Genomic DNA, 24875 nt, shown 5'->3' on the forward strand with positions numbered 1-24875 from the left:
GTTGAGGGGTCGCGCCGGGCGAGCCGTCATGCAAAGGACGCGGCCGCCTCCGCTCAGCCTTGAAAGTCATGGAGGTTAAGGATGCCGTCCACAGCCACGACGAACGGTCTCCACACGCACGATCATCCTGACGGATGGCGCCGCTATCTTTATTCGACCAACCACAAAGACATCGGCACGATGTATTTCGTGTTCGCGATAGGTGCGGGACTGATCGGCGGAATTCTCTCGGTCGCGATTCGGATGGAGTTGCAGCAGCCCGAGCTGCAGATTTTCTCCAATACGCACACCTATAACGTGTTCGTGACAAGCCATGGCCTGATCATGATCTTCTTCACGCTCATGCCGGCGATGATGGGCGGATTTGGCAACTGGATGGTGCCGCTCATGATTGGCGCGCCGGACATGGCGTTTCCACGCATGAACAACATTTCTTTCTGGCTGCTCCCTGCGTCGTTTGCCTTGCTCATCATTTCGATGTTCGTGGAAGGTGAGCCGGGCTCGAACGGTCCCGGCACCGGTTGGACGCTCTACGCACCGCTGTCGACGTCCGGCCATCCAGGACCGGCCATCGATTTCGTGATCCTGTCGATGCATCTCGCGGGGGCGTCCTCCATCCTCGGCGCAATCAATTTCATTACCACCATTTTCAATATGCGTGCGCCAGGCATGACCCTGCACAAGATGCCGCTGTTCGTGTGGTCGGTCCTGGTGACTGCATTCCTGTTGCTGCTGTCGCTGCCTGTACTCGCCGGCGCCATTACCATGCTCCTGACCGACCGAAATTTTGGAACGACATTCTTCGGTGCAGAAGGAGGCGGAGACCCGATCTTGTTTCAACACCTGTTCTGGTTCTTCGGCCACCCCGAGGTCTACATCATGATACTGCCGGGCTTCGGCATGGTCAGCCACGTGATCTCCACATTCAGCCACAAGCCGATCTTCGGCTATCTCGGAATGGTGTATGCGCTGATCGCCATCGGATTCATCGGCTTCGTGGTCTGGGCCCATCACATGTACACCGTCGGCATGTCGAGCAGCGCCCAGGCTTACTTTGCCGCCGCAAGCATGGTGATCGCGGTGCCGACCGGGATCAAGATCTTCTCATGGATCGCCACCATGTGGGGCGGCTCCATACGATTCAAGACGCCGATGTTGTGGGCCGTCGGGTTCATTTTCGTGTTCACGGTCGGCGGCGTCACCGGCGTCGTGCTCGCCAATCCGGGCGTCGACCGAACATTGCAGGACACCTACTATGTGGTTGCGCATTTCCACTATGTGCTGTCCCTCGGCGCCGTATTCGCCATCTTCGCAGGTTGGTATTACTGGTTTCCGAAAATAACCGGTTACATGTATTCGGAAGCCCTCGGGAAATTGCACTTCTGGCTGACCTTCGTCGGCGTCAACCTTGCGTTCTTTCCGATGTATTTTCTCGGGCTATCGGGGATGCCGCGACGTATCGCCGACTATCCGGATGCATTCGCGGGGTTGAACCAGATTGCGTCCATTGGGTCCTACATCTCAGCGACAGGGCTGATCGTATTCTTTGTGGGTCTGGCTTACGCGTTCATCCGCAAGGAAAAGGCTGCGGACAATCCGTGGGGATCCGGCGCAACCACGCTGGAATGGACGCTGTCCTCACCGCCGCCGTTTCATCAATTCGAGGTGCTGCCGCGGATTGCCTAACGCTCCATCTCGCTCGGGCCATTCACGGCGGCTTGTTCCCAGCCCGATGCACGACGACTCCGCACTGCAGCGCTGGTGCATGCCGCGACGCGATTCCGACCGAACATTTGCGTCACGTCTACTATCTATCTTTTCAAATTTAATGGTGAAAATTTGTCGCTTGTAAAATACATCGAAAGAACGAGGATGGCATTCGGCGTACACGCGCGGCCTGTCCCAACGCCATCAATGGTTTCGCCTGTTGCCGAGTCGCGACGGGCTCTCCTGATGCCGAGCGTTCCTTCGCCATGAAAGGACAATAGGACATGACCCAATTGTCTCACGCCAGCCCGGAGTTTGATCGCTTCCTGTTCGCGCCACTCGATGACAACGGCGAAACGCCGCTGACGATACTCTCCGCGTTGGCAAGACAGGACATCGACGCCTGGCAGGAGGCGGCGCGCTTGGCCCAGCTTCCGAAGGATCATGCCGTCAACAGCCTCGCTTCAACGATCTGGAAGTCGGATAGCGAGCGCTGGTCGCCTTTGACAGCCAGCGTCGCGGCTGCTCGTCTTGTCGAGCTTTTGCCGTCGCATAGCGCAACTCGTGAGAGATCGATCCCGACGGATAACGACAGCGGCAGAATAGTGATGTGGCTGACCTACGGCATCATTTTCTGGTCGATCGCCATATCCGGGAGTATTACCCAACACGCGAACAAGAACGCCGGTGTACCGAACCACGTCAATGCCACGATTGAACAGCAAGCGGTGGCGTCGCAGCCATTGCCGGGCGCAAACAGCGACTAACGCATTGACTTGCCGGTCGGGGAAGGAAATGACGCACGGAGCCATCTGGATGGGGAAGAGAATCGCAGCCGCAAATGTCAGACTAAAACGCGCCTATGATCCTCCCGCTGCGAGCGACGGCACCCGGATACTCGTCGATCGCCTGTGGCCTCGCGGAGTTAGCAGAGCCGATGCGGCGATCGATCGGTGGGACAAGAGCATCGCGCCAAGCACCATGTTGCGAAATTGGTTCAGGCATGACCCCGCACGCTGGCAGGAATTTCAACATCGATACGTGAAAGAGATTTACAAGCACAGAGAACAGCTCGACGAACTGCGTGCGCGCGCCAAATCGGGCCGGATTACACTCGTGTTCGGAGCCCATGACAAGATTCACAACCACGCCATCGTCCTGAGGGATATTCTGCTTGGCCGATCCGGAATGCATTCGACATCGGCTTGATTCCTCGTTCGACTCCGGGAAACTGCAGTCCGGCGGGTACACGCCTTACGGCATCGAACCGGAGGCAGACAATTCAACTCTTCAACGATGTCGCTTCAAACTGATCCGGCGGCCATCTTGAATCGTTCATTCGGCACAGCACATACGCAGTTCACGTAGCCAGCCCTCGTTCAGCGTCTCGACCAGGACGCGAGCGACGTGTTCGCGCCGTCAACATTCACGACCAAAGGCTTGAGGAACATCCAGTGAATACCTACCGCAGTTCGCCTCGCGATAGATCCGATCAGTTCTGCAAACGCTTCGGCCTCCGTGTACCAATACTCGAAGCGCCAATGGCGGGAGCATGTCCGCCCAGCCTTGCTGCCGCCGTCGCCAGCGCCGGCGGAATGGGCGCGCTTGGCGCTGTTACGACGAATCCGGCCGGAATACTCGAATGGGCCAGGGAATATCGCGTGCGGTGCGTCGAACTGGACGCTGCCGAATAGGCCTCCCGTCGATCTGATTGATCTCCGGGGCCATGATATTCGCGAGGCCGGCAAGCCGCCTCGCGAGCTGGATCGGTCTGCTACGGTTGCACCACAGCCACCGGCTGCGTCACTTCCCCTCAACCTCGTTGAAGGCCTCGCGCGCATTCCGGAAGGCATCGATTCCGGACGGGATGCCGCAATAGACGCCGACCTGGAGCAGGATCTCCTTGATCTCGTCCTTGGTCACGCCGTTCTTCAACGCGCCCTTGACGTGCAGCTTGAGTTCGTGAGGCCGACCCAGTGCCCCGAGCATCGCCAGATTGACGATGCTGCGCGTGCGGCGATCGAGGCCGGGCCGGGTCCACAGCGCGCCCCAGCAAAACTCGGTCGACCATTCCGCCATCGTCCGGGTGAATTCGTCGGCGCCTGCGATGGATTTGTTGACGTACTCCTCGCCGAGCACTTCCTTGCGGACCTTCAATCCCTTGTCGAACAATTCGCTCATCGTTGGTTCCTTCCACCGTTTGATTGCTGCTTTTCAAGAACGCGCGTTCAGCCGTGCGTCCCCATCAGGCCCGAGACATCGGCCAGTGTATCGAGATTCCAGACACGGTCGATTACGCGTTCGATATCCCAGTCGGTACCCCCCAGCCGCGCGCATTCGCGCAGCTTCGCCTCGATATCGCGATCGGTCAGTGGGTCCTCGAGGCTGCCCTTGGCTGCCATGACGATCTCATCGAACGTCTCTCCCGACGCCAGATGGATGGTCACGCGCGCGGCCCCGTCGGGGAGCGATGCGTCGAGCACCGCCTTGACCTTCCGGCGCAGCGAGATGATGTCGGGCCGGGATACGGTCGTTTCCGAAAATTCGGTGACGCCGGCGGCGCCCAGCAAGAGCGCGCACGCGACGCAATGATGAATGCTAACCCGCGCATCGCGTTCGTTGCGAACCGGCCGGTCGCCCCGCGCCAGCAGCAGCGCGGAGCCGCGCACGGAAATCGACGCGATATAATCGATTCGCCCATCGAGCTGCGCCCGCAATTTGAAACAGGCGTCGATCACGGCATGAAACACAATGCCGGCAGGATAAGGTTTGTAAGTATTCTTGGCGATCTCCCAGCTCTTGCCGAGGCCATCAGTCAGTTTCGCAAGATCAGGCGCGTCGCCCATGGCGCGAGCCCAGCCGAGCGGACCTTCGATGGCCTTGGGCGATGCGGAATAGCCGTTGGAAGCGAGCAATGCCGCGAACAGGCCGTTGCGGGCGGCATTGCCGACGCTGACATTCTTGGCCGCACTCGGAAGATTTTCGACGACCCCCGCCGACTGGCTGGCCGCAATCCCGATGGCGTTTGAAATCTGCTGCACCGAAAGGCCGAGCAGCTTCGCGCAGGCCGCCGCTGCACCGAATACCCCGCAGGTCGAGGTGATATGCCAGCCGCGCGCATAGTGTCCGGGCGACACCGCGTTGCCGACGCGGCATTCGACCTCGACGCCGAGAATGAAGGCGGTGAGTACGGCCTGCCCCGAAAATCCCCGCGCCTGCGCCAACGCCAGCACCGGTGCCGCGACAGGCGCGGCCGGATGAATGATGGTGTCCAGATGGGTATCGTCGAAATCGAGCAGGTTGGCCGAAATCGCGTTCACGAACGCCGCCCCCATCGCATCCAGCCGTTCCGGCCGGCCGATGATCGCCGACGTCGCAGCGCCGCTGAACGGCAGCAACGTCTTCAAGGCAACAGCAACGGCCGGGTCGCGGGACGAACCGAGCGCGGTCGCAAAGAAGTTCAGAATCGAACGCTTCGCTTCATGATCCTGCGCGGTGACATCTTCCCACACCGTGCCGGCAACGAAATCGGCAAACGTTGTGGCGGCACCTTGCGCTTCATCTTGCCGCACTGAGCGAATTCCCCGGATCTTGTTTTTCCAATCCTATTCCGGCGCGCCGCGGCCTGTCGACAGGAATCTTATGCTTGACAGATTAACTGACAATCAGGACATTCGGCCAAACGCGGCCGGACCCCCGGCCCATCACAACAAGGCGCCCGGCAGACGGGCGCCGCAGGGAGCGGACCATGGCAGGAGAAACAATCGGCTTTGTCGGAACGGGCCGCATGGGCGGGCCGATGGCCGGACGCCTGCTCGATGCCGGCTATTCGCTCTGCATCTACGATGCGCAGCCCGAGGCGACCAAGGCGCTGGTGGCGCGCGGCGCGCGGCTGGCGAAGTCGCCGGCCGAAGTGGCGTCGAGCGCGGATATCGTGCTGGCGAGCCTGCCGACCCCCGACATCGTCAAGGCGGTCGCACTCGGACCGGACGGTATCGTTGCCGGAAACCGCGCCACGGTGCTGATCGACCTGTCGACCACTGGCCCCGGCGCCGCCAAATTGATCGCAAAGGGATTCGAGGCGAGGAAGATCACGCTGGTGGATGCGCCCGTCAGCGGCGGCATCAAGGGTGCGGTGAACGGCACGCTTGCGGTCATGGTGTCGTGCCCGAAGGCAACTTACGACAGGGTCGAGCCGATCCTGAAGCATTTCGGAAAGCTGTTCTATACCGGCGACCAGCCGGGCACGGCGCAGACGGCAAAACTCGCCAACAACCTGATGGCGGCGGCAGCGCTCGTCATCACCTCCGAGGCGGTGGCGATGGGCGTCAAGGGCGGCGTCAACGCAAAGGTGCTGATCGACATCATCAACGCCAGCAGCGGACGCAACAGCGCCTCCGAGGACAAATTCCCCCGCGCCGTGCTTCCCGGCACCTTCGATTTCGGCTTCACCACCGGCCTCTCCTACAAGGACGTGCGGCTCTGCGTCGATGAAGCCGAGGCAATGGGCGTGCCGATGGTCTGCGGCGCAGTGGTCCGGCAGATGCTTGCCATCACCAACGCCAAGTATGGCGCGTCATCCGATTTCACGTCGATCGCGAAGGTGCTGGAGGAATGGGCCGGCGTCGAAATGCGCGGCTGATACACGGGGAGAAACCAGGGGAAACGCGATTGCCATGACGATCCGGGCCGGCGGAGCAAGCGAGATATCGATGGCGCGAGCACTGGCTCGCGCCGCGCTTGCCGTCGATCTCAGCCGTTTTGATGCCGACGTCATCGCAAAAGCAAAGATCTGCCTGCTGGATTTTCTCTCCTGTGCCTTTGAGGCACGCAACCATCCGTGGAGCCGCCAGGCGATCGGCATCGCCCGCGAGGTCAGCCATGGTGCCACGATTGTCGGGACCGGCAAGCTGGCAACAGCGGGGGACGCGGCCTTCGCCAATGCCACGATGGGCCACGGCCTGGTGCGCGAAGACATGCACGCCGCCAGCATCTGCCATCATGGCGTGGTGATCTGGCCGACCTTGCTCGCGCTGTCGGAGCGGACACCGTTATCCGGCGCGACGTTCCTTGCCGCCGCGATCATCGGCTATGAAACCGGCGCGCAGATCGGCCGCGCGCTCTTCACCGCCGATCTCGCCCGCCTCTACCGGCCGACCGGGCTGGTGGCACCGCTGGGCGCGGCCCTTGCCGGAAGTTATGCGCTCGGCCTCAGCGAAGACGCCGCCACCAGCGCAATCGCCATTGCCGCCAACACATCGTCCGGCCTCAACGAATGGCCGCGCTCTGGCGGCTCCGAGATGTATTTTCATCCGGGATTCGCCGCGCGCAACGCCGTTGCCGCGGTCGAACTGGCCGAAGCCGGCGCCCGCGCCTCCGAAACGATTCTTGAAGGCGAAGCCGGACTATTCGCCGCCTTCCGCCGCCAGCCTGCCCCCGCCGCGATCCGATTGTTCGCCGGCGAGCGGCCGGAAATCATGGCGGTCTACAACAAGCCCGCTCCTGCCTGCAATTTCGCGCAAACCGCGGCGCAGGCTGCCTTGCGGGTTGCTCGCGAGATCGAGACGTCGGAGGACATCGCGACCGTTTCGATCCGCGTCCCCGAAGCCGCAGCCCGATACCCCGGCTGCGATTCCACAGGGCCCTTTCATAACGCGCTGCAAGCCAAGATGAGCATCCCCTTCAGCGTCGCCGCTGTGCTGGCGCGCGGCGCGCTCGAAGAGGACAATTACGCTGACATCAACGATCCCAGGGTTCTCCGCCTCGTCGCATGCACCGACCTGCAAAGCGAGGCAGGATTTACCGCCGCGTTCCCGGCGAACCAGGGCGCCGAGGTCCTCGTTGGCCTGCGCAACGGCAAAACCGTCCGGCAGCGTCTCGACAATGTCATCGCCGCTACGCCTGAAGAAATTCGCGCATGCTTCCGGCTGGCCGCCGCCGACGCCATCGGAGAACGCCGTGCGCTGCGTCTGGAAGAGCTTGTCGACAATTGCGCACAGCTTTCGAACAGCAGCGTGATCGCGGCCCAGTGCCGGCCTGACCCGGCCGAACAACGGTTGCGGCCCGCGTCATGAGCCACAGCGAGACACAGAAAATGGGGAACGTCATGTCCAAACCCGAGACAGCCAGTGCCGCTGAACCGATAGCAGGCGTGCGCCCGAAGCAGGCCGTTCCGGCGCGAGGCCGGCGGTGAATCAGGCACTGGAAACCTTTCTGCAAGCGTTGTCCGCCGGCCTCCTGATCGGCGCGGTCTACGGCCTGATGTGCGTCGGGCTCGGACTGATCTTCGGCGTCATGCGGGTGATCAACTTCGCCCAGGGCGATTTCATGATGCTCGGCATGTATGCAGCATTCTACTTCTTCACCGCGCTCGGCGTGCAGGCCACCTTCGGCAACACGTTTGGGCCGTTCATCGCGATCCTGCTGGCCGGCCCGGTGCTGGCCGCCTTCGGCTATGCCGTCCACCTTGTTTTGATCTCGCGCGTATCGGGCACGCGTACTTCTTCGCTGGAGGGCGACGGCCATTACGCCCAGCTCATTCTGACGCTGGGGATTGCGCTGATCCTGCAGAACGGCGGCCTGCTCGTGTTCGGCTCGGTACTGGCCTCGATCCGGACGCCGCTGTCGAGTTCGGCATGGGAGCTCGGGCCGCTGCTCGGGGATATCAGCGTCTTCGTCAACAAGGCGCGCGGCATCGACGCCGTGGTTTCGCTGGTGACGATGTTGCTGCTGACGCTGCTGATCACCCGCTCGAAGGTCGGAAAGTCGCTGCGTGCCGCCGCCGACAACCCGACCGCGGCAACCTATATGGGCATCGACGTCGACCGCGCGCATCGTATTGCCTTCGCGCTCGGCACCGGCATCACCGCGATCGCCGGCGGCCTGCTCGCCACCAACTATCCGTTCCATCCCTTCGTCGGCGTCGAATATGTCATCGTCATGTATGCCGGCGTCGTGCTCGGCGGCATGGGCAGCATCATCGGCGCTTTCTGGGGCGGCATGACGATCGGCCTGGTTCAGCAGATGTCGACGCTGATATTGCCGACGCAGTTGCAGAACGCCGCGATCTTCGTCGTGTTCCTCCTGATCATTTTCTTCCGCCCGCAAGGTTTCTTCGGGCGCATGGTCGAGAGGACGTGACGATGCGCGGATGGCGATCGCTGCTTCCCGTCTTTGTCTTCACCGTGCTCTATGCGGTGGTGTCGCTGAGCGTGACCAATTCCTACTATCAACTGGTCATGACGCTGGTCCCGGTCTGGGCGATCTTCGGCCTGTCGTGGAACCTGCTCAGCGGCTACACCGGGCTGATCTCGTTTGGCCATGCCGCCTTCTTCGGTCTAGGCGCCTATGCGGTCGCGCTCGGCCAGATCTATTTCGACCTGTCGCCATGGGTGCTGATCCCGATTGCGGCCGTGATCGGCGGCATGGCGGGGCTTCTAATCGGCTTTCCGACCTTCCGCCTGCAGGGACACTACTTCGCGCTGGCGATGCTCGCCTACCCGCTCGCCATTCTCTACGTGTTCGAATGGCTCGGCCTGCAGGAATTGACGCTGCCGATCAAGCGCGACAATCCGATCGCCTATATGCAATTCAACGATCACCGCCTCTACACGCTGCTGGCACTGGCGATGATGCTCGGCACCATCCTGCTGACGCGCGCCGTCGAACGGTCGCGCTTCGGCATGGCGTTGCTCGCGATCAAGCAAAATGAAGCCGCCGCGGAAGCCGCGGGGATCAATACCTTGGCCTGGAAGCTCCGCGCCATCACGCTGAGCGGCGCCATCGCCGGCGCGGTCGGCGGATTCTACGCGGTCGTGCTGCTGGTGGTCACCCCGCAGTCGGTATTCGGGATGCTGGTATCGGCGCAGGCGCTGACGGTTGCGATGTTCGGCGGCGTCGGAACCGTCTGGGGCCCGGTGATTGGGTCCGTGATCTTGATCCCGCTGGCCGAAACGCTCAATGCCGAAGCGGGCTCGCGCTTCCCCGGCATTCAGGGCGTGATCTTCGGGCTCGCAATCGTTTGCGTCATCCTGGTCGCGCCGGAGGGCCTGTTCTGGAAGATACGCGATTTGCTGCGCAAGCGACCGGCGTCGCCGAAAGCGGTCATACCGGCCGCGCCCGCCCCCGCGCATGCTGACACCGTCGCGGCACCAATGCCGCCGCGGCCGAAACGATCGCATGGCACAGGAGACGTCGTCCTCGAGGTGCGCAACCTGTCGCGTTCCTTCGGTGGACTGAAAGCCGTGCAGGATGTCAGCTTCAAGCTGCGGCAAAACGAAATCTTGGGAATTATCGGCCCCAACGGCGCCGGCAAGACCACGCTGTTCAACCTGCTCAACGGATTTCTGCGGCCCGGCACCGGCGAAATTCTGCTCGACGGACGCGAGATGTCCGGCCGCAAGCCGCATGAACTCTGCGAGGCCGGCATCGGTCGAACTTTTCAGATCATGCGCCCGTTCCTTCGCATGTCGGTCTCGGACAACGTCGTGGTCGGCGCCTATGTCCGCGCCGGCACCGATGCCGAGGCACGGCGGCTGGCGGCGGACGCCATTGCGCGGGTTGGTCTAACGGAGATTGCCGGCCGGATCGCCGGCGAACTGACGACCAAGGAATTGCGGTTGATGGAGTTGGCCCGCGCGCTGGCCGGAAAGCCGCGCATCCTGTTGCTCGACGAGACGCTCGCTGGCCTCGGGCATGACGAAGCCGATGAGGTCGTGGCGGTGATCCAGCGGCTTGCCCGCGACGGCATGACGATCGCGATCATCGAACACACCATGCAGGCCATGGTTCGACTTGTGGATAGTTTCCTGGTGCTCGACCACGGCGCCGTTATCGTCGAAGGCGAACCCGAAGCGGTCACCCGCGACAGCCGCGTGATCGAAGCCTATCTCGGCAAAAAATGGGTGGCCCATGCTTCGCATTGAGGGGCTGACCGCCGGCTATTCCGCGATTCCCGTCCTGAACGGTGTCTCGATCAAGGTCGAACAGGGCCAGTTCGTCGCCATCGTCGGCCCGAACGGCGCCGGCAAGACCACCCTGTTCAAGACGATTTCCGGCATCGTGCGCCCAAGCGCGGGTGCCATCACCTTCGAAGACCACGACCTGCTGTCGATCCGTCCCGCGCAACGCGCGCATCTCGGCATCGCCCATGTTCCCGAAGGCCGCCAAGTATTTCCGTCGCTCACCGTGATGGAAAATCTCGAAATGGGCGCGGTCACCGCGGCCGGCCGGCGCGACTGGAAAAAAAATATCGAGCGCATCTTCGAATGGCTGCCGATTCTGGCCGAACGCCGCGGCCAGTTCGCAGGCACGCTGTCGGGCGGACAGCAGCAGATGCTGGCGATCGGCCGCGGGCTCGCCTCCTCGCCCAAGCTTCTGATGCTGGACGAACCCTCGATGGGCCTCGCACCCGCGATCGCGGATTTCATCTTTGAGCGGCTGATCGAAATCCGCAAGCAATCGAACCTGACCATTTTGCTGGTCGAACAGCGCGTGGCGGAGGCCCTCGAGTCCGCCGACCACGGCTACGTGCTCGAGGCCGGCCGCGTCGCACTTGAAGGCAACAACCAGACCTTGCGGGCGGACGACCGCGTCCGCAAAGCCTATCTCGGCATGTGACCAACAGCGATCAACAACACCATCGGGAGAATAAAAATGGGCCAGGACAACGCATCCGACAAGACCTCGAAGACCTCGCTGACACGGCGGACTGTGCTCTCCGGCGCGGCCGCGATCGGACTGTCGTCGGTAGCGCGCGCGCAAGCGCCGGCCGAGGTCAAGGTCGGCTTGATCGTACCGCTCTCCGGTATCTACACCCGTCCCGGCCAGGTGATGAAGATGGGCGCCGAGATGGGCATCGAGCACATCAACGCCCAGGGCGGCATCAAGTCGCTCGGCGGCGCCAAGATGAAACTGGTCGTGATCGATTGCGGTGACACCACCGAGAAGGCCAAGAACGCGGCACAGCGCATGGTGGCGCAGGAAACCGATCTCGTTGCCGCTACCGGCTCCTACCTCTCATCGTTCACGCTGGCGGTGACCGAGGTGACCGAGCGGGCTGAGCTGCCGGTGCTCACGTTGTCTTATTCAGACCTGCTGGTCGAGCGCGGCTTCAAGTTCATCTTTCAAACCGCGGCGCCCGCCAGCGTGCAATCGCAACTCGGCCTGCCCGAACTGATGAAGCTCGCCGAAAAGGCCTCGGGCAAGCGTCCGAAGACCGTGGCGATGCTGATGGACAACACCGCCACTTCGGTCGCGACCGCCAAGGCGCTCAAGGAGAAACTCCTGGCGCAGGAAGGGCTTCAGCTCATGGTCGAGGAGGTCTGGACGCCGCCGCTGTCCGACGCCACGTCGCTGATCCAGAAAGTCAGGGCGGCCAAGCCGGATCTGCTGCTGTTCATGCCGAACGCGGTCTCCGACGCCAAGCTCGGCCTGGAGAAGATCAACGAGTTCGGCCTCGGACAGGGCAAGATTCCGACCGTGTCCTTTAGCATCACCGTTGCCGAACCGGACATGCTGCAGAGCGTCACGCCGGAAGTTGTTCAGGGCATCATGACCATCGTCGCCAACTGGGGCTGCAAAGGACACGAGGACATCATCGCCGAGCTCAAGGCCAAGTACAAAGAGCCGTGGGCGACGCAGAACGTCATCTCGACCTATGGCGACATGTGGCTGATGAAGGCCGCGCTCGAGAAGGCCGGCAAGGCCGACCGCCTCGCCGTCGCCGATGCGTTCCGCACCATGGATGGCGGGCCTGCGAAATACTATCCCGGCGGCCAGTTGAAGTTCGACGAAAAGGGCCGCCGTGTCGGCGCCGGCGTCGTGATCGTGCAGTGGCAGAACGGCGTGCCTGTTACCGTGTACCCGTCCGACCTCGCGCAGTCGTCGCCGTTCTGGCCGAAGAAAGCTTAAGCGTATCTCGTCTCAAAAAAATATTGGGGAGGACCGGTTCATGACAAAAATTACTAAGGCCGCATTGACGCGGCGCAGCCTGCTGGCCGGCGCGTCCGCCGGGCTGATCGCTTCTCGCGCGTGGGCCCAGCAGCCTTCCGAGGTCAAGGTCGGATTGCTGGTGCCGGTTTCCGGACTTTATGCGCGCCCAGGCACGGTCATGCGCGAGGGCGCCGAGATGGCGGTGGACCACATCAACGCGCAGGGAGGCATCAAGTCGCTCGGCGGCGCCAAGCTGAAGCTGGTCGTACTCGACTCCGGCGATACCACGGAGAAGGCCAAGAACGCTGCGCAACGCATGGTCGCCCAGGAAACCGATCTGGTGGCCGCGAGCGGCGCCTATCTGAGTTCGTTCACGCTGGCCGTCACGGAAGTGACGGAACGGGCCAGCCTTCCGGTCCTGACCCTCTCCTACTCCGACCAGATTACCGATCGCGGTTTCAAATATGTCTTCCAGACCTCGGCAACGGCGGGATCGCAGGCAAAACAGGCGCTGCCGCAGATCGTGAAACTGGCGGAAACGGCTTCCGGCAAAAAGCCCAAGACGGTTGCGATCGTCACCGACAACACCGCAGCATCGGTGTCGTCGGCCAAGGCGATGCGCGACGGCCTGCTTGCCGAAAATGGCCTTCAACTGATCGTCGATGAAACCTTCACCCCGCCGTTGGCCGACGCCACCTCGCTGGTCCAGAAACTGCGGTCGGCCAAACCTGATTTGCTGTTCTTCCTGCCGACCGTGATCTCCGACGCCAAGCTGCTGCTTGAGAAGATGAACGAGTTCGGCCTTGGACAAGGCAAGCTTCCGACCATCTCGTTCGGGATCGCGATCGCCGAGCCCGACATGCTGCAGACCGTCAGCCCGGAATTGCTGCAGGGCTTGCTCACCTGTGTCGCGAGCTGGGGCGCCAAGGGCCATGAGGCGCTGATTGCCGAACTCAAGACCCGCTACAAGGAGCCGTGGATGACGCAGAATGCGATTTCCACCTATGGCGACATGTGGGTGATCAAGGACGCGCTGGAAAAGGCCGGCAAGGCCGACCGCGTCGCGGTCGCCGACGCCCTGCGCTCCATGGATGCCGGCCCGTCGAAATATTACCCGCTCGGCGAAATCAAGTTCGACGAAAAAGGCCGCCGCGTCGGCGCCGGCATGACCATCGTGCAGTGGCAGGCCGGCGTGCCGGTCACGGTGTTTCCCCCACAACTGGCGCTAGCGCAGCCGTTCTGGCCCAAAAACTGACTGAAGATTGGATTCTCACATGGACAAGACCACCTACGATCGCGGCCTCCAGATCCGCAAGAGCGTCCTTGGCGATGCGTTCGTCGACAAGGCGATCGCTTCCGCCGACGACTTCAACCGCCCGATGCAGGATCTCACGACCGAATACTGCTGGGGCTACGTCTGGGGCCGCGACGGCCTCACGCACAAGACGCGCAGCTTTCTCAACCTCGCCATGCTCTGCGCGCTGAACCGGCCGCAGGAACTCAAGACCCACGTCCGGGGCGCGCTGACCAACGGCGCCACGCGCGAGGAAATCCGCGAAGTGTTCATGCAGGTCGCGATCTATTGCGGCGTGCCGGCGGGCGTCGACGCCTTCCGTAACGCCAAGGAAGTGTTCGCCGAACTGGACAAGAAATAGACCCAGGAAACAGGTCGGGGATTCACGCGATGCTGAAGGGCAGATGGGCACTGGTGACGGGGGCTACGGCGGGCCTCGGCCTTGCCGTGGCCGAAAGCCTTGCCGGCGCCGGCGCCAACATCGTCCTGCACGATCTGGCCGAGCCCGCGGCTTCGGGGGATCGTCTCCGCACGCAATTCGGCGTTGAGGTCGTCAGCGTTGCTGCTGACCTGTCGCAGCGTAGCGCGATCGAAACCATGATGGCCGGCCTGCTCGGCCGCATCGGAGCGGTCGACATCCTCGTCAACAACGCCGTGGTGCGGCATTTTTCGCCGGTCGAACACTTCCCGCCGGAGCGATGGGACCAGGCGCTGGCCGTCAACCTGTCGGCGCCGTTCCACCTGATCCGCCTGGCACTGCCAGGCATGAAAGCGCGGCAATGGGGCCGCATCATCAACATGGCTTCGATCTACTCGACCCGCGCCGTCGCCGATCGTATCGACTACGTCACCACCAAGACCGCCATCGTCGGCATGACCCGTGCGGTTGCCATCGAGACGACAAGGAGCGGGATCACCTGCAACGCGCTGTGCCCGGGCACGCTGCCGACGCCGGCCATTCAGAGAAAGATTGCGTCGATCGCGGCCAGCGAAGGCCGCTCGATCGACGAGACGACCAGCGACTATCTGGCAACCAGGCAGCCGACCGGGCGGTTCGTCGCTTTGGAAGCCGTCGGCGCGATGGCCGCCTTTCTGTGCAGTCCGGCCGCGCAGGATATCACCGGGGCCACGCTGCCGATCGATGGCGGATGGTCCGTCGCATGAGCACCGTCGGCCAATCCCGGCAGGAGAGTATGAATGACTGATGCTTCGAACCGAACCGCGGTCCTGACCGGTGCCGCCGGCGGCATGGGCCGTGCCATCACCAAGGCACTGCTCGAAAGCGGACGCCGCGTCGTGCTGGCCGACCGCGATGGCAACGCCTTGCGACAGTTCGCGGCCGAAATGGGCGACAACACCTTTCCTGTCGAACTGGATATTACCGACGCCAAGGCCGTCGATCGCCTGCCCGACCTCATTCCGGACGCCTTCAGGCCCGTCGACATCCTCATCAACAATGCCGGCCACGATATCGGCGGCCGGACGCGGTTCGATGCGGGCGCGGCTGACGATTGGTCCGCCATCATCCAGACCAACCTGATCGGCCTGATGCGAGTGACTCGCAGTCTGCTGCCCGACATGGTCAGGCGCAACGCCGGCCACATCGTCAACATCAGTTCGGTCAACGCCGTTCGTATCGTGCCTGATATGGCCGCCTACAGCGCCAGCAAGGCCGGCGTTCACATGTTCACCGAGACGCTGCGGGGAGAACTCGCCGAAACCGCGATCCGAGTCACCGAGATGCAGCCCGGCCTGACCCGGACCAACATCATCCTGACCCGCTACCGGGGCGACCGGGAGAAGGAAAAGGACTATTTCGACCAGTTCAGGATGGCGCTCGATCCGGCCGATATCGCCAGGTCGATCGTGTTCGCGCTGGACCAGCCACCCCATGTTCAGATTGCGGAGATGCTGATTCTGCCCGTAAATCGCTATTGAATTCGGAGTCGGTACGAAGGCGGTAGACCATGGACAAACGCGCTGAATTGCAATCCACGCTACGGATCGAGGACGTTCCAACCGTCCGCTCGATGGTCGCGCAGAAGCTACGCGAGGCGATCATGTCCGGAACGCTGAAACCCGGCCAGCGGCTGATCGAACGCGAGCTGTGCGAGATGACCGGCGTCAGCCGGCCCTCGATTCGCGAGGCGCTGCGGGCGCTGGAAGCCGATGGGCTCGTCAATACCGTCCCGCATCGCGGTCCGGTCGTCAGCACCATCAGCCTCGAGGAAGCCAAACAGCTCTATGCCGCGCGTGCCGTGCTGGAAGGATTTGCCGGACGCGAATGCGCCCGGCTGCACGATCCCGCCGTCGTTCGCCGGATCGGCGACGCGCTCACCAAATTGAAGGCGGCGTTCGCCGCAGGCGATCTGATGACGGCGCTCGAGGCCAAGACCGAATTCTACGCGGCGCTGATCGGAGGCTGCCAGAATTCCTTCATCGAGCGAATGCTGAGGCCGCTGCATGACCGGATCACGCTCTTGCGAATTACCTCGATGTCGCAGCCGAAGCGGATCAACAAGAGCCTGCGCGAAGTGACCGCAATCTGGCGTGCCATTCAGAACGGCGACCCCGACCTCGCCGAGAAGTGTTGCGTCGATCACATCAATGCGGCCGCCGTCGCTGCGCTCAGCATGATCGCGTCGAACGAAAAGGCCGCCGCGAACGAATAGCCGACCAATGCCCACTGTTTAACAACAAGAAAAAGACGACAGGAAACGCCATGAAGTTTGTAATACGAGTTCTGCTGGCTCTGCTGCTGTCGCCAGCGCTGCCACTATGTGCGCAGGATTTCCCGCACCGGCCGATCACGATGATCGTACCCTTCTCGGCCGGCGGCCCCGGCGACGTCATCGCCCGCCTGCTCGGCAATTCGATGGGGGCTGTGCTGAAGCAGACGGTGGTGATCGAGAACGTCGTCGGCGCCGGCGGCACCCTTGGCACCAACCGGGTCGCCAAGGCGGAGCCGGACGGCTACACGCTGCTGCTGATGCATGTCGGTCAGGCCACGGCGCCCGCGCTCTACGCCAAGCTGCCGTTCGATCCGATCGGCGACTTTGCGCCGATCGGGCTCGTCACCGACGTGCCGATGATCTTGGTAGCTCGGGCAAACTATCCCGCCAAGAACCTGCAGGAACTGGTGGCCTATGTGCGTACCCAGGGCGACAAGGTCACCTACGGCAATGTCGGGCTCGGTTCGGCGTCGCATCTGTGCGGCCTGATGTTCATGAGCGCCATCGAAACCAAGTTGACACCGATCTACTACAAGGGCGGCGGCCCGGCACTGAACGATATCATTGCCGGTCACATCGACGTCTATTGCGATCCGGCGACCGGACCGACGCCCTATATTCAGGCCGGCACCATCCCGGGTTTCGCCATTACCAGCAAGAAACGGGTTCCGACCCTGCCGAACGTGCCGACAGCCACCGAGGCCGGCCTGCCGAAGTTCGACGTCACGACCTGGTATGGACTTTACGCGCCGCGCAATACGCCCAAACCGGTGGTCGATGCGCTGGTCGACGCACTGCAGAAGGCGCTTAGGGATCCGCCGTTGGTCAACCGCTTCGCCGAACTCAGCATGACCCCGGTCGAGCCGGAGCAAGCGACGCCGGCAGCACTCGAAACCCTGCTCAAGAGCGAAACCGTGCGATGGGGCAAGATCATCAAGGACGCCGGCATCGAGCCGCAGTAAAGTCTCACGCCTTGTATTCGTAGAGCAACCGGGCGCGAATGGTTCCTTCCAGCGCCCGGATGTCCGCGAGCACGCGCTGACTGTCGGCGGCGGAGGCATCGGCGTCGAGCACGACATAGCCGACATCGTGATCGGTCTCGTAGTATTGCGCGGCGATGTTGACGGCATGGCGCGCCAGCACTTCGTTCAGCCGGCCGAGCATGCCCGGCACGTTGCGCTGCACCTGAATGAACCGCGTCCCCGATGGCCGCGGCGGCAGCTGGACCTGGGGGAAATTGACGGCGCCCATGGTCGAGCCGGAATCGCTGTAGTCGACCAGCTTGCGGGCGACCTCGGCGCCGATGCGTTCCTGCGCCTCCTCGGTCGAACCGCCGATATGCGGCGTCAGGATGACATTTTCCAGCCCCTGCAGCGGCGATACGAACCGCTCCGCGTTCGAGCCCGGCTCGACCGGAAAGACGTCGACCGCGGCGCCGCGAAGCCTGCCTTCCCGCAGCGCCTCGGCCAGCGCATCGAGATCGACCACGGAGCCGCGGCTGTTGTTGATGAAATAGGCGCCGGGTTTCATCGCCCGGATTTCGTCGCGCCCGATCATCTTGTTGGTCGCAGGGGTTTCGGGCACATGCAGCGTCACGACGTCGCTTTGGGCCAGCAGCTCATGCAGGGTCGCCGTCGGCTCCGTGTTCCCGTGGCGAAGCCTGTCGGTATGATCGTAGAAGACAACCCGCATGCCGAACGCTTCGGCCAGGTTCGAAAGCTGCGAGCCGATATTGCCATAGCCGATGATGCCGAGCGTCTTGCCCCTCACCTCATGGCTGTCGTCGGCGGACTTGTCCCAGCGCCCCTGATGGGCCCCGTTGGAGCGCGAGACGATCCGGCGCAGCAGGATGACGATCTCCCCGATCACCAGTTCCGCCACGCTGCGGGTGTTGGAAAACGGTGCATTGAACACGGGAATGCCGCTCCGCCGTGCCGCATCAAGATCGACCTGGTTGGTGCCGACGCTGAAGCAGCCGATCGCGATGAGACGGTCCGCGGCCTCGACAACTTCAGGGGTGATCTGACTGCGGGAGCGGATGCCGAGCAGGTGCACGCCCTTGATGGCCTCAAGCAGCGCCTCGCCGTCGAGCGCCTTGGGCAGCCGCGTCAGGTTGGAATAGCCGGCCTGCTCGATCAACTGCACGGCGCTGTCGTTGACGCCCTCGAGCAGCAGGACCCGGATCTTGTCCTTCGGAAGCGAGAGTTGGGGTAAAGCGGAACGATTCTGGTGCACGATCACGGCGTCCTTCAGCGATAGGTGAACTAAGCGCGGACTGGGTCGCGCACGCGCCGCTTTCTAGCCGATTCAGCGGATTAAATATTCAATCAATCCATCGGCAGAGCCACGAGAAGTATTTAGTTTAAGTCATTCATTTTATTGGACTTATTGGCTCTCAACTGAATTCTTGATTGAATGGCGCGATTGAGAAATTCGCAAGGCAGCCGGATCACGCCTGAGATTTCACTTCACCTTGAGCGGCAGTCCGGCCACCGCCAAGGTCACTTCGTCGGCGACCGCGGCAACCCATTGATTGAGCGTTCCAGCCGCGTCGCGAAATTCCCGCGCCAGCACATTGTCAGGCACGATGCCGGCGCCGACCTCGTTGGTGACGAAGATCACCGGATCGGCCTGCGCCGGGAGCGCCGCCACCAGCGCGCGGCCGGCGGCCTGCCAGTCATAGCCGCCGAGCATCAGGTTGGTCAGCCACAACGTCAGGCAATCGACCAGCCGGGGCCCCTGCCCGTCGGTCGCGGCCAGCGCGCCGGTCAGATCAAGCGGCTCGGCATGCGTGCGCCAGTTGCCACCCCGCCGCGCCTGATGCGCCGCGATCCGTGCCGTCATCTCGGCATCGCGGGGTTCGGCGGTGGCGATGTAGATGGCGCGCGGCGCGAGGCTGAGCGCGCGCGCCTCGGCGATCGCACTCTTGCCCGAACGGGCGCCGCCCGTCACCAGAATGATCCTGCCCATGTCCCCTCTTGTTCGCTTCAGACCTCGCGAAGCAGAAACCATCGGCGCGTGAAACACAACCGTCCAGCGCCGTTGGTTCTATTGCCGCAAACGCCGCCAGCCGATCACGACGCCGCTCACCGAGACGATCAATCCAGCCAGCGACAGCAACCACACCACGGCGTCCCACGCTGGCCGATAGCGCAGCAGCAGCGCAAAATCAAAACTGTGGAGCGCATTGAACAGCCAGCGGTAAGTCCGCCGGCTGTCATCGGTGCGGCCCAATATATCGCCCGTCGTGGGGTCGATGTGAAACCAGGTGTACGCGTCGTCGTCAAAACCTACCCGCAGCACCGGCAACAGCCGTTGCTGGTGATGCGAATACCAGTAGGCGTCGGGCACTTCGAGCCGCTGCCGCATCGTCAGGGCCGCGTTCGGCATTATCAGGCGCGCGGCCTCAAAAATACGCGCTTCGGACACCGGTGCTGCGTTGCCCGTTGCCGGGTCGAGCGTACGACGTCCGCCATCGCGGCCAGTCAGTATTGCGAGCGGCTGGCCTCCGAGCCAGACAAAGCGCGCTTCGACGGCTGCAAGCCGGGTTTCGTCTGATCTTACCTTCGACAGAAACTCGGCCGGCATGTGCGGGCCCTCGCTGCCGCCATAGCGAACCGCCGCCTCACGCGCCGTTCCCCGTCCGGCAAACAATTCGCCGGGATTCAGCGATAGCCAGCCGCTGAACATCCAGGTCAGGACGAAGACGCCGCCGATCAGCCCCGCGATGTGGTGCCAGGCCATCCAGCCGCGATACGGCGTGACCGCGCCGCTGGCGTAGCGACGGCGCAGCCGCACACGCAAAATGCCGATCCAGAATCCGGTCACGGCGGTCACCATGCAGATGCCGGATATCCACAGCACCACCAGCCGCCAGGTGGCGCCGTCCTTGCGCAGGACCGTCGGGTAGATCCAGTGCGGGATCGATCCGAGCCAGTTCCAGACCCGCTCCGTTCGCGTAGTGTCGAGCGCGATCTCGCCAGTGCGCGAGGAGATATAGAGCTCGGTCCCGTCGGGATCGCCGAGCGAAACCAGATAAAGCGGCCGCAGCGGATCGAACCGCGCGGTGACGCTCCATTGATCGCGCTCCACCGTTTCCTTCAGTTCGGGCCGCACGGCGTTGGGATGATGCCGTGCGACCGCAAGCGCCTGTTCAGAGCTGACGTGATCGACAGCCTGGCCGTCGATCGCCGATATGGTCTTGCGCTCGCCATCCCAGCCGAGCAGCCGGTAGACCGGCTCCTCGTTCAGCATCGCGAGCCGGAGATCGCGCGGATAGCGCTTGAAGCCGGCGGCGGCCATGGCGCGATCCGGGCTCACCTGCACCTTGTCCCATGCGATCGGCGGCAACGCCGCCCATCGCTCGGTGTCGGTGAGCTGCGGAAACGCCACGTACATCATGACGACGCCTGACATGAACCACATCGCGAACAACAGACACGTGCCGATACCGATCCAGCGATGGACGACATAGAGCCATCGCCGCAGCCGTCGCATGATCCGGCGCCGAATCATCAGAACTTCACGTTGAGTGCGAGTTCGGCGGTGCGCGGCATGCCCAAGAGCCACTGCGTGGTGCCACCCGAGGTCGCGTAGATCGTGTCGAACAGATTGTAGACCCGCAGCGACAGGGTGGTGTTGGCGTCCGGCTTCCACTGCACCCCGCCATTGACCACGGTATAGGCCGGATGCGCCAGCGTGTTGGCGTTGTCGGCAAAGGTCTTGCCGACGATCTGAACGCCGCCATTGACCGACCAATTCGGCGCGAACGCCCAGGTCAGCCAGATGTTCGACACCTGCTGCGGCACGTTGACGGGAACGTTGCCGGCGTAGTTGACGGCGACGCCATTCACAGACTGGACGAAATCATCGTATTTGGCCCGAAGCCACGCCGTGTTGGCATCGATGCGCCAGCCGTGATCCAGCACCAGTCCGATCGATGCTTCGACGCCGCGCGACGACTGCTGGCCGATCTGCTGGGTCACCGCCGGATTGTTCGGATCGCGCGCCAGCAGATTGTTCTTCACGATCTGGTAGCCGGCCAGCGTCCATTCGCCGCGGCCCTGCCAGAACGACTGCTTGATACCGACCTCGGCCTGTTTGCCGGTGGATAGCTGAAAATCCTTCTGGGTCGTCGCTAGCGTAATCAGATTGCCGACCGGATCAACCGCCGTCGAATACTGTCCGTACAGCGCCAGATCCTTGACCGGATTGTACACCGTTCCGACCCGCCAGCTCGTCGCCGAGAACGATTTGACGAAGCCGTTGGCCGGCGTGATCAGGTCAGTGCGGTTGATGACCGGCTGGTCCTGGCGCACGCCGCCGATCAATGTCCACTGATCGGTCAGCGACAGCCGGTCCTCGGCGAACAAAGCGTACTGGTTGGTGGCGGTATTGAACGACGGGACGGTCGGGATCGGGCTCAGAAACACGCCCGGATCGAACGACCACGGATTGACCGACGACGCGCCGCTATAGGGCGAGTTGTTGGTATGGGTGAAATCGATCCGGTTGACGTCGAAGCCCGCAACGAATTCGTTCTTCATCCCCAGAACATGACCGCGAAAAGTCGCGTCCATGCGGTCGCCGACCTGCTGCTGGTTGTGGAAGATCTCGATGTAGGAGCTGCGGTCGATCAGGCCTGTGGTCTTGTTCCAGGCGTAGCTTTCGACATCGCGCCAGTGACGCTGGCTGTTCAGGTAATACAGCGCGTTGTGGACCGTGATGCTGTCGGTGACCTCCCACTCTGTTCGCAGCTGATTCCAGCTGTCGCGGTAGCGGATGTTGCTGTCACCGACATTGTAGTTCTTGAACCGCAGCGACTCGTCGACCCGGCCGTTGATGAGCGGCGTGCCGAAATAGCGCGATGGACTGCGATCGCCGTAATCGGTGGACAGCGTCCAGGCCAGCGTCTCGGAGGCCTGCACGCGCACCGCCGCCGATACCGCGACGTTCGAGGTTTTGTCGCGATCGACCCAGCCGTCCGACATGTTACCAACAGCGGTGACCCGGTAGGATACGTCCTTGTTGATCGGGCCACCGCTGTCGACCGCAAGCCGTTTGGTCATGTTGCTATCGAGCGACACTTCGGCCTCGTTGCGCTGGACGGTGAGCGGCATTTTCGAGATCACGTTGATCGCGCCGCCGATGGCGCCCTCGCCGTACATCACCGACGCCGGCCCGCGCAGCACCTCGATGCGCTGCGCCGACCAGGTGTCGAACGGAAACGTCAGCGTGCCGGAGCCGACATAGAGCCGCGTACCGTCGTAGAGCGTCATGACCGTCGAATTACCGGTGAAGCCGCGGGTGTTGAACGAGAGCCCGCCATTGCCGGGCGCAGGGCTCGCCGTGAAGCCGGTCGCGTCCTGGGTCACTGCGTCAATGACGCTATGCTGGCCGCGCTCGGCGATGGTCTCGGCGTTGATGATCTCGACGCTTGCGGGCGTCTGCAGGCGCGTCAGGTTGAGGCGGCTGCCGCTGCCTGCGGTCTGGTTCAACGTCAGCGTGGGCGCTGCCGGAGACGCCGGAACAGTCGTCGACGGCACTGCCGCAGCGGCTGCGGCCGCGCGCTTCTTTCCTCCGCGGATCAACCGAGAGGCAGTGGAGCTGTTCGACTGGCGCGGGCTTGCCGTTGGCGTCGGGTTGGTCACGACAACCGGATCGAGCGTCCGGCTCGCTTGTGGCGCGCCTTGCGACCACGCATCGAGCGGCCAGAGAACAGAGGAGAGAGCAACGGAATACAGCAAAGACGTGCGTCGCGACGCACAGTGGGAGACGGAGTTCATGGTTCGACTCGCGGTTAACGTGGCACGTCACCGCGAACGAAGTCTCCCCTTTGGCCCGCTCAAAGGGCCAAGGCTCGGCTACCACCAGGACACCCCGCCCAATGTGCTCGCGTGTGACCACGACTGGCGGCAGGTCTCCTGGCTCGCGGGTCACCGCCTTTCGTCGCCTTCCCGGGTATGATCCCAGTGGCAATTGACGAAAGACTCGCCGCTTACAGTTGCGGGGGCAGCCGCGGAATCGGGAGCTTGTTCAAAGAACTGTCCCTCACCGCATTCCCTTTTGATCCCCCGAAGGGGAACCGTCGCGAAGACACTAAGTGCAGTTGGTCCGCCGAGTCAATCGGACGCGAGCGCGCATCCGATGTGAGACTGCATCGGATGCGTGTTCTATCTCGCGGGCTTGTCAGCGGGCGTCGCTTGGCCAATATGCCTGATAGCCGCAACGGAGACGCGTTAAACATGAGCGGAGCCAGCATCATGCTGCTCGCGTTGGCGATCGACGCGGTCCTCGGCTGGCCGCCGGCGATCCACGCCCGGATCGGACATCCCGTCACATGGATCGGCGCGCTGATTTCTGTGCTGGATCGCAGCTTCAATCGTGAAGACGCATCCGAAACAACGCGACGCATGGCTGGGATCGGCGTAGCCATCGCGGTCATTGCAGTTGTTGCGGGCGGCGCTTGGGTCTGTGCGTCGATGCTGCCCGGCGGTTGGCCGGGTCTGATCCTCGCCGCCATTCTGGCGTGGCCGCTTGTCGCCGCGCGTTCGATGCACGACCATGTCGATGCCGTGGCTCGGCCACTGCTAGCCGGCGATCTGCCGGCGGCACGGCAGGCGGTCGCCATGATCGTCGGACGCGATCCGTCGCAGCTCGATGCCGCCGGGATCGCGAGGGCCGCGACCGAAAGCCTCGCCGAAAATACCTCCGACGGAATCGTCGCGCCGCTGTTCTGGGGCGCGATCTTCGGCCTGCCGGGCATTGCCGCCTACAAGGCCATCAACACACTCGACTCCATGATCGGCCATCGCACCCCAAGACACGAAGCTTTCGGCTGGGCGGCGGCGCGCATCGACGATGTGGCCAATCTGATCCCGGCACGGTTGACGGGAGTGTTGTTCGCGATCGTCTCCGTTCGCCCTCGCGTCGCGCTGGCGACGATGTGGCGCGATGCAGGCCATCACCGTTCGCCCAATGCCGGCTGGCCGGAAGCCGCAATGGCTGGCGCGCTCCGCATTCGCCTGTCCGGACCCCGTATTTACGAAGGCCGGCTCTCGCAGGAACCCTGGCTGAACGCCGAAGCCCCCGACCCGTCTGCGGCGGATTTGAACCGCGCCCTTGCGCTTTATCGCCGCGCCATGTTTGTGCTGGCTGCAGGGCTCGCGCTTCTTGCCGTGCTCTGACGACGCAATCCGACAGGAGAACAC

Annotated in this window: 22 protein-coding genes and 1 riboswitch; of the genes, 16 read left to right on the forward strand and 6 right to left on the reverse strand. The window is 63.1% G+C overall.

What is annotated here, in order from left to right:
• Positions 1–81 precede the first annotated feature (81 nt).
• From ctaD to BLR13_RS04625, 3 genes are all read left to right on the forward strand, one after another.
• Positions 82–1686 (forward strand): cytochrome c oxidase subunit I, encoded by a 1605-nt coding sequence (gene ctaD, locus BLR13_RS04615; protein WP_074827235.1) that lies wholly within the window; start codon positions 82–84, stop codon positions 1684–1686.
• 305 nt (positions 1687–1991) lie between these two features.
• On the forward strand, positions 1992–2474 hold the full coding sequence (locus BLR13_RS04620) for a hypothetical protein (RefSeq protein ID WP_074827233.1): 483 nt from the start codon (positions 1992–1994) through the stop codon (positions 2472–2474).
• A gap of 49 nt (positions 2475–2523) precedes the next feature.
• Positions 2524–2916 (forward strand): DUF488 domain-containing protein, encoded by a 393-nt coding sequence (locus BLR13_RS04625; protein ID WP_074831896.1) that lies wholly within the window; start codon positions 2524–2526, stop codon positions 2914–2916.
• Positions 2917–3510: 594 nt separating this feature from the next.
• On the opposite strand, the gene BLR13_RS04635 is transcribed toward BLR13_RS04625, so the two are convergent.
• Both BLR13_RS04635 and BLR13_RS04640 read right to left on the reverse strand, forming a co-directional pair.
• Positions 3511–3888 carry a carboxymuconolactone decarboxylase family protein gene (locus BLR13_RS04635; protein ID WP_074827231.1) on the reverse strand — a complete coding sequence of 126 codons (378 nt, stop codon included), beginning with the start codon at positions 3886–3888 and terminating at the stop codon, positions 3511–3513.
• A 47-nt stretch (positions 3889–3935) separates the two neighbouring features.
• Positions 3936–5279 (reverse strand): MmgE/PrpD family protein, encoded by a 1344-nt coding sequence (locus tag BLR13_RS04640; RefSeq protein WP_079586779.1) that lies wholly within the window; start codon positions 5277–5279, stop codon positions 3936–3938.
• A gap of 131 nt (positions 5280–5410) precedes the next feature.
• Here BLR13_RS04640 and BLR13_RS04645 point away from each other — a divergent pair, with 131 nt between their 5' ends.
• The 12 genes from BLR13_RS04645 to BLR13_RS04700 all read left to right on the forward strand — a co-directional run bounded on the left by BLR13_RS04645 (position 5411) and on the right by BLR13_RS04700 (position 17627).
• Positions 5411–6349, forward strand: a complete 939-nt coding sequence (locus BLR13_RS04645; RefSeq protein ID WP_283806927.1) for an NAD(P)-dependent oxidoreductase — start codon at positions 5411–5413, stop codon at positions 6347–6349.
• Positions 6350–6383: 34 nt separating this feature from the next.
• Entirely contained in the window at positions 6384–7781 is a 1398-nt protein-coding gene (locus BLR13_RS04650; RefSeq protein ID WP_074827226.1) for an MmgE/PrpD family protein, read from the forward strand.
• A 115-nt stretch (positions 7782–7896) separates the two neighbouring features.
• Complete coding sequence (locus BLR13_RS04655; RefSeq protein ID WP_244525096.1) at positions 7897–8847, forward strand: branched-chain amino acid ABC transporter permease; 951 nt, start codon at positions 7897–7899, stop codon at positions 8845–8847.
• Positions 8848–8849: 2 nt separating this feature from the next.
• The gene (locus BLR13_RS04660) at positions 8850–10631 is read left to right on the forward strand and encodes a branched-chain amino acid ABC transporter ATP-binding protein/permease (protein WP_091976347.1); all 1782 of its coding nucleotides are present in this window, start codon (positions 8850–8852) and stop codon (positions 10629–10631) included.
• The gene (locus tag BLR13_RS04665; RefSeq protein ID WP_074827221.1) at positions 10618–11325 is read left to right on the forward strand and encodes an ABC transporter ATP-binding protein; all 708 of its coding nucleotides are present in this window, start codon (positions 10618–10620) and stop codon (positions 11323–11325) included. The genes BLR13_RS04660 and BLR13_RS04665 overlap by 14 nt, the downstream gene beginning before the upstream one ends.
• Positions 11326–11361: 36 nt before the next feature.
• A complete protein-coding gene (locus BLR13_RS04670) occupies positions 11362–12618 on the forward strand; it encodes an ABC transporter substrate-binding protein (protein WP_074827219.1) in 1257 nt (418 codons plus the stop codon).
• A 40-nt stretch (positions 12619–12658) separates the two neighbouring features.
• Positions 12659–13894 (forward strand): ABC transporter substrate-binding protein, encoded by a 1236-nt coding sequence (locus BLR13_RS04675; RefSeq protein WP_074827217.1) that lies wholly within the window; start codon positions 12659–12661, stop codon positions 13892–13894.
• A 19-nt stretch (positions 13895–13913) separates the two neighbouring features.
• Positions 13914–14294 carry a 4-carboxymuconolactone decarboxylase gene (gene pcaC / locus BLR13_RS04680; protein ID WP_074827215.1) on the forward strand — a complete coding sequence of 127 codons (381 nt, stop codon included), beginning with the start codon at positions 13914–13916 and terminating at the stop codon, positions 14292–14294.
• Positions 14295–14323: 29 nt separating this feature from the next.
• A complete protein-coding gene (locus tag BLR13_RS04685; protein WP_091976349.1) occupies positions 14324–15097 on the forward strand; it encodes a 3-hydroxybutyrate dehydrogenase in 774 nt (257 codons plus the stop codon).
• 33 nt (positions 15098–15130) lie between these two features.
• A complete protein-coding gene (locus BLR13_RS04690) occupies positions 15131–15871 on the forward strand; it encodes an SDR family oxidoreductase (protein ID WP_074827214.1) in 741 nt (246 codons plus the stop codon).
• A gap of 29 nt (positions 15872–15900) precedes the next feature.
• Positions 15901–16605: a GntR family transcriptional regulator gene (locus tag BLR13_RS04695; protein ID WP_074827212.1), complete on the forward strand. Its 705-nt coding sequence runs from the start codon at positions 15901–15903 to the stop codon at positions 16603–16605.
• Positions 16606–16655: 50 nt separating this feature from the next.
• A complete protein-coding gene (locus BLR13_RS04700) occupies positions 16656–17627 on the forward strand; it encodes a tripartite tricarboxylate transporter substrate-binding protein (RefSeq protein ID WP_074827210.1) in 972 nt (323 codons plus the stop codon).
• A 4-nt stretch (positions 17628–17631) separates the two neighbouring features.
• Here BLR13_RS04700 and serA read toward each other — a convergent pair whose 3' ends face one another.
• From serA to BLR13_RS04720, 4 genes are all read right to left on the reverse strand, one after another.
• Positions 17632–18900 (reverse strand): phosphoglycerate dehydrogenase, encoded by a 1269-nt coding sequence (gene serA / locus BLR13_RS04705; protein WP_074831891.1) that lies wholly within the window; start codon positions 18898–18900, stop codon positions 17632–17634.
• Positions 18901–19128: 228 nt separating this feature from the next.
• On the reverse strand, positions 19129–19635 hold the full coding sequence (cobU, locus tag BLR13_RS04710; RefSeq protein WP_074827209.1) for a bifunctional adenosylcobinamide kinase/adenosylcobinamide-phosphate guanylyltransferase: 507 nt from the start codon (positions 19633–19635) through the stop codon (positions 19129–19131).
• A gap of 78 nt (positions 19636–19713) precedes the next feature.
• Positions 19714–21180: a PepSY domain-containing protein gene (locus tag BLR13_RS04715; RefSeq protein ID WP_074827208.1), complete on the reverse strand. Its 1467-nt coding sequence runs from the start codon at positions 21178–21180 to the stop codon at positions 19714–19716.
• The gene (locus BLR13_RS04720; protein WP_074827207.1) at positions 21180–23450 is read right to left on the reverse strand and encodes a TonB-dependent receptor; all 2271 of its coding nucleotides are present in this window, start codon (positions 23448–23450) and stop codon (positions 21180–21182) included. Before BLR13_RS04720 ends, BLR13_RS04715 begins: the two co-directional genes overlap by 1 nt.
• Positions 23451–23561: 111 nt before the next feature.
• Positions 23562–23769, reverse strand: a riboswitch (cobalamin riboswitch).
• Between the two features lie 140 nt (positions 23770–23909).
• Between BLR13_RS04720 and cbiB the strand changes: the two genes are divergently transcribed.
• A complete protein-coding gene (cbiB, locus tag BLR13_RS04725; protein ID WP_074827205.1) occupies positions 23910–24851 on the forward strand; it encodes an adenosylcobinamide-phosphate synthase CbiB in 942 nt (313 codons plus the stop codon).
• The last annotated feature ends 24 nt before the right edge of the window (positions 24852–24875 follow it).

The sequence above is a fragment of the Bradyrhizobium ottawaense genome (assembly GCF_900099825.1).
Lineage (GTDB): Bacteria > Pseudomonadota > Alphaproteobacteria > Rhizobiales > Xanthobacteraceae > Bradyrhizobium > Bradyrhizobium ottawaense_A.

Excerpts from the sequence above, each read along its gene's own strand:
- BLR13_RS04670 (WP_074827219.1), top strand. The coding sequence starts at position 11,362 with ATGGGCCAGGACAACGCATCCGACAAGACCTCGAAGACCTCGCTGACA.
- BLR13_RS04695 (WP_074827212.1), top strand. The coding sequence starts at position 15,901 with ATGGACAAACGCGCTGAATTGCAATCCACGCTACGGATCGAGGACGTT.
- BLR13_RS04675 (WP_074827217.1), top strand. The coding sequence starts at position 12,659 with ATGACAAAAATTACTAAGGCCGCATTGACGCGGCGCAGCCTGCTGGCC.
- BLR13_RS04625 (WP_074831896.1), top strand. The coding sequence starts at position 2,524 with ATGGGGAAGAGAATCGCAGCCGCAAATGTCAGACTAAAACGCGCCTAT.
- cobU (WP_074827209.1), bottom strand. The coding sequence starts at position 19,635 with ATGGGCAGGATCATTCTGGTGACGGGCGGCGCCCGTTCGGGCAAGAGT.
- BLR13_RS04720 (WP_074827207.1), bottom strand. The coding sequence starts at position 23,450 with ATGAACTCCGTCTCCCACTGTGCGTCGCGACGCACGTCTTTGCTGTAT.
- BLR13_RS04685 (WP_091976349.1), top strand. The coding sequence starts at position 14,324 with ATGCTGAAGGGCAGATGGGCACTGGTGACGGGGGCTACGGCGGGCCTC.
- BLR13_RS04620 (WP_074827233.1), top strand. The coding sequence starts at position 1,992 with ATGACCCAATTGTCTCACGCCAGCCCGGAGTTTGATCGCTTCCTGTTC.
- BLR13_RS04650 (WP_074827226.1), top strand. The coding sequence starts at position 6,384 with ATGACGATCCGGGCCGGCGGAGCAAGCGAGATATCGATGGCGCGAGCA.
- BLR13_RS04665 (WP_074827221.1), top strand. The coding sequence starts at position 10,618 with ATGCTTCGCATTGAGGGGCTGACCGCCGGCTATTCCGCGATTCCCGTC.
- BLR13_RS04635 (WP_074827231.1), bottom strand. The coding sequence starts at position 3,888 with ATGAGCGAATTGTTCGACAAGGGATTGAAGGTCCGCAAGGAAGTGCTC.
- pcaC (WP_074827215.1), top strand. The coding sequence starts at position 13,914 with ATGGACAAGACCACCTACGATCGCGGCCTCCAGATCCGCAAGAGCGTC.
- BLR13_RS04700 (WP_074827210.1), top strand. The coding sequence starts at position 16,656 with ATGAAGTTTGTAATACGAGTTCTGCTGGCTCTGCTGCTGTCGCCAGCG.
- BLR13_RS04715 (WP_074827208.1), bottom strand. The coding sequence starts at position 21,180 with ATGATTCGGCGCCGGATCATGCGACGGCTGCGGCGATGGCTCTATGTC.
- ctaD (WP_074827235.1), top strand. The coding sequence starts at position 82 with ATGCCGTCCACAGCCACGACGAACGGTCTCCACACGCACGATCATCCT.
- BLR13_RS04660 (WP_091976347.1), top strand. The coding sequence starts at position 8,850 with ATGCGCGGATGGCGATCGCTGCTTCCCGTCTTTGTCTTCACCGTGCTC.
- cbiB (WP_074827205.1), top strand. The coding sequence starts at position 23,910 with ATGAGCGGAGCCAGCATCATGCTGCTCGCGTTGGCGATCGACGCGGTC.
- BLR13_RS04690 (WP_074827214.1), top strand. The coding sequence starts at position 15,131 with ATGACTGATGCTTCGAACCGAACCGCGGTCCTGACCGGTGCCGCCGGC.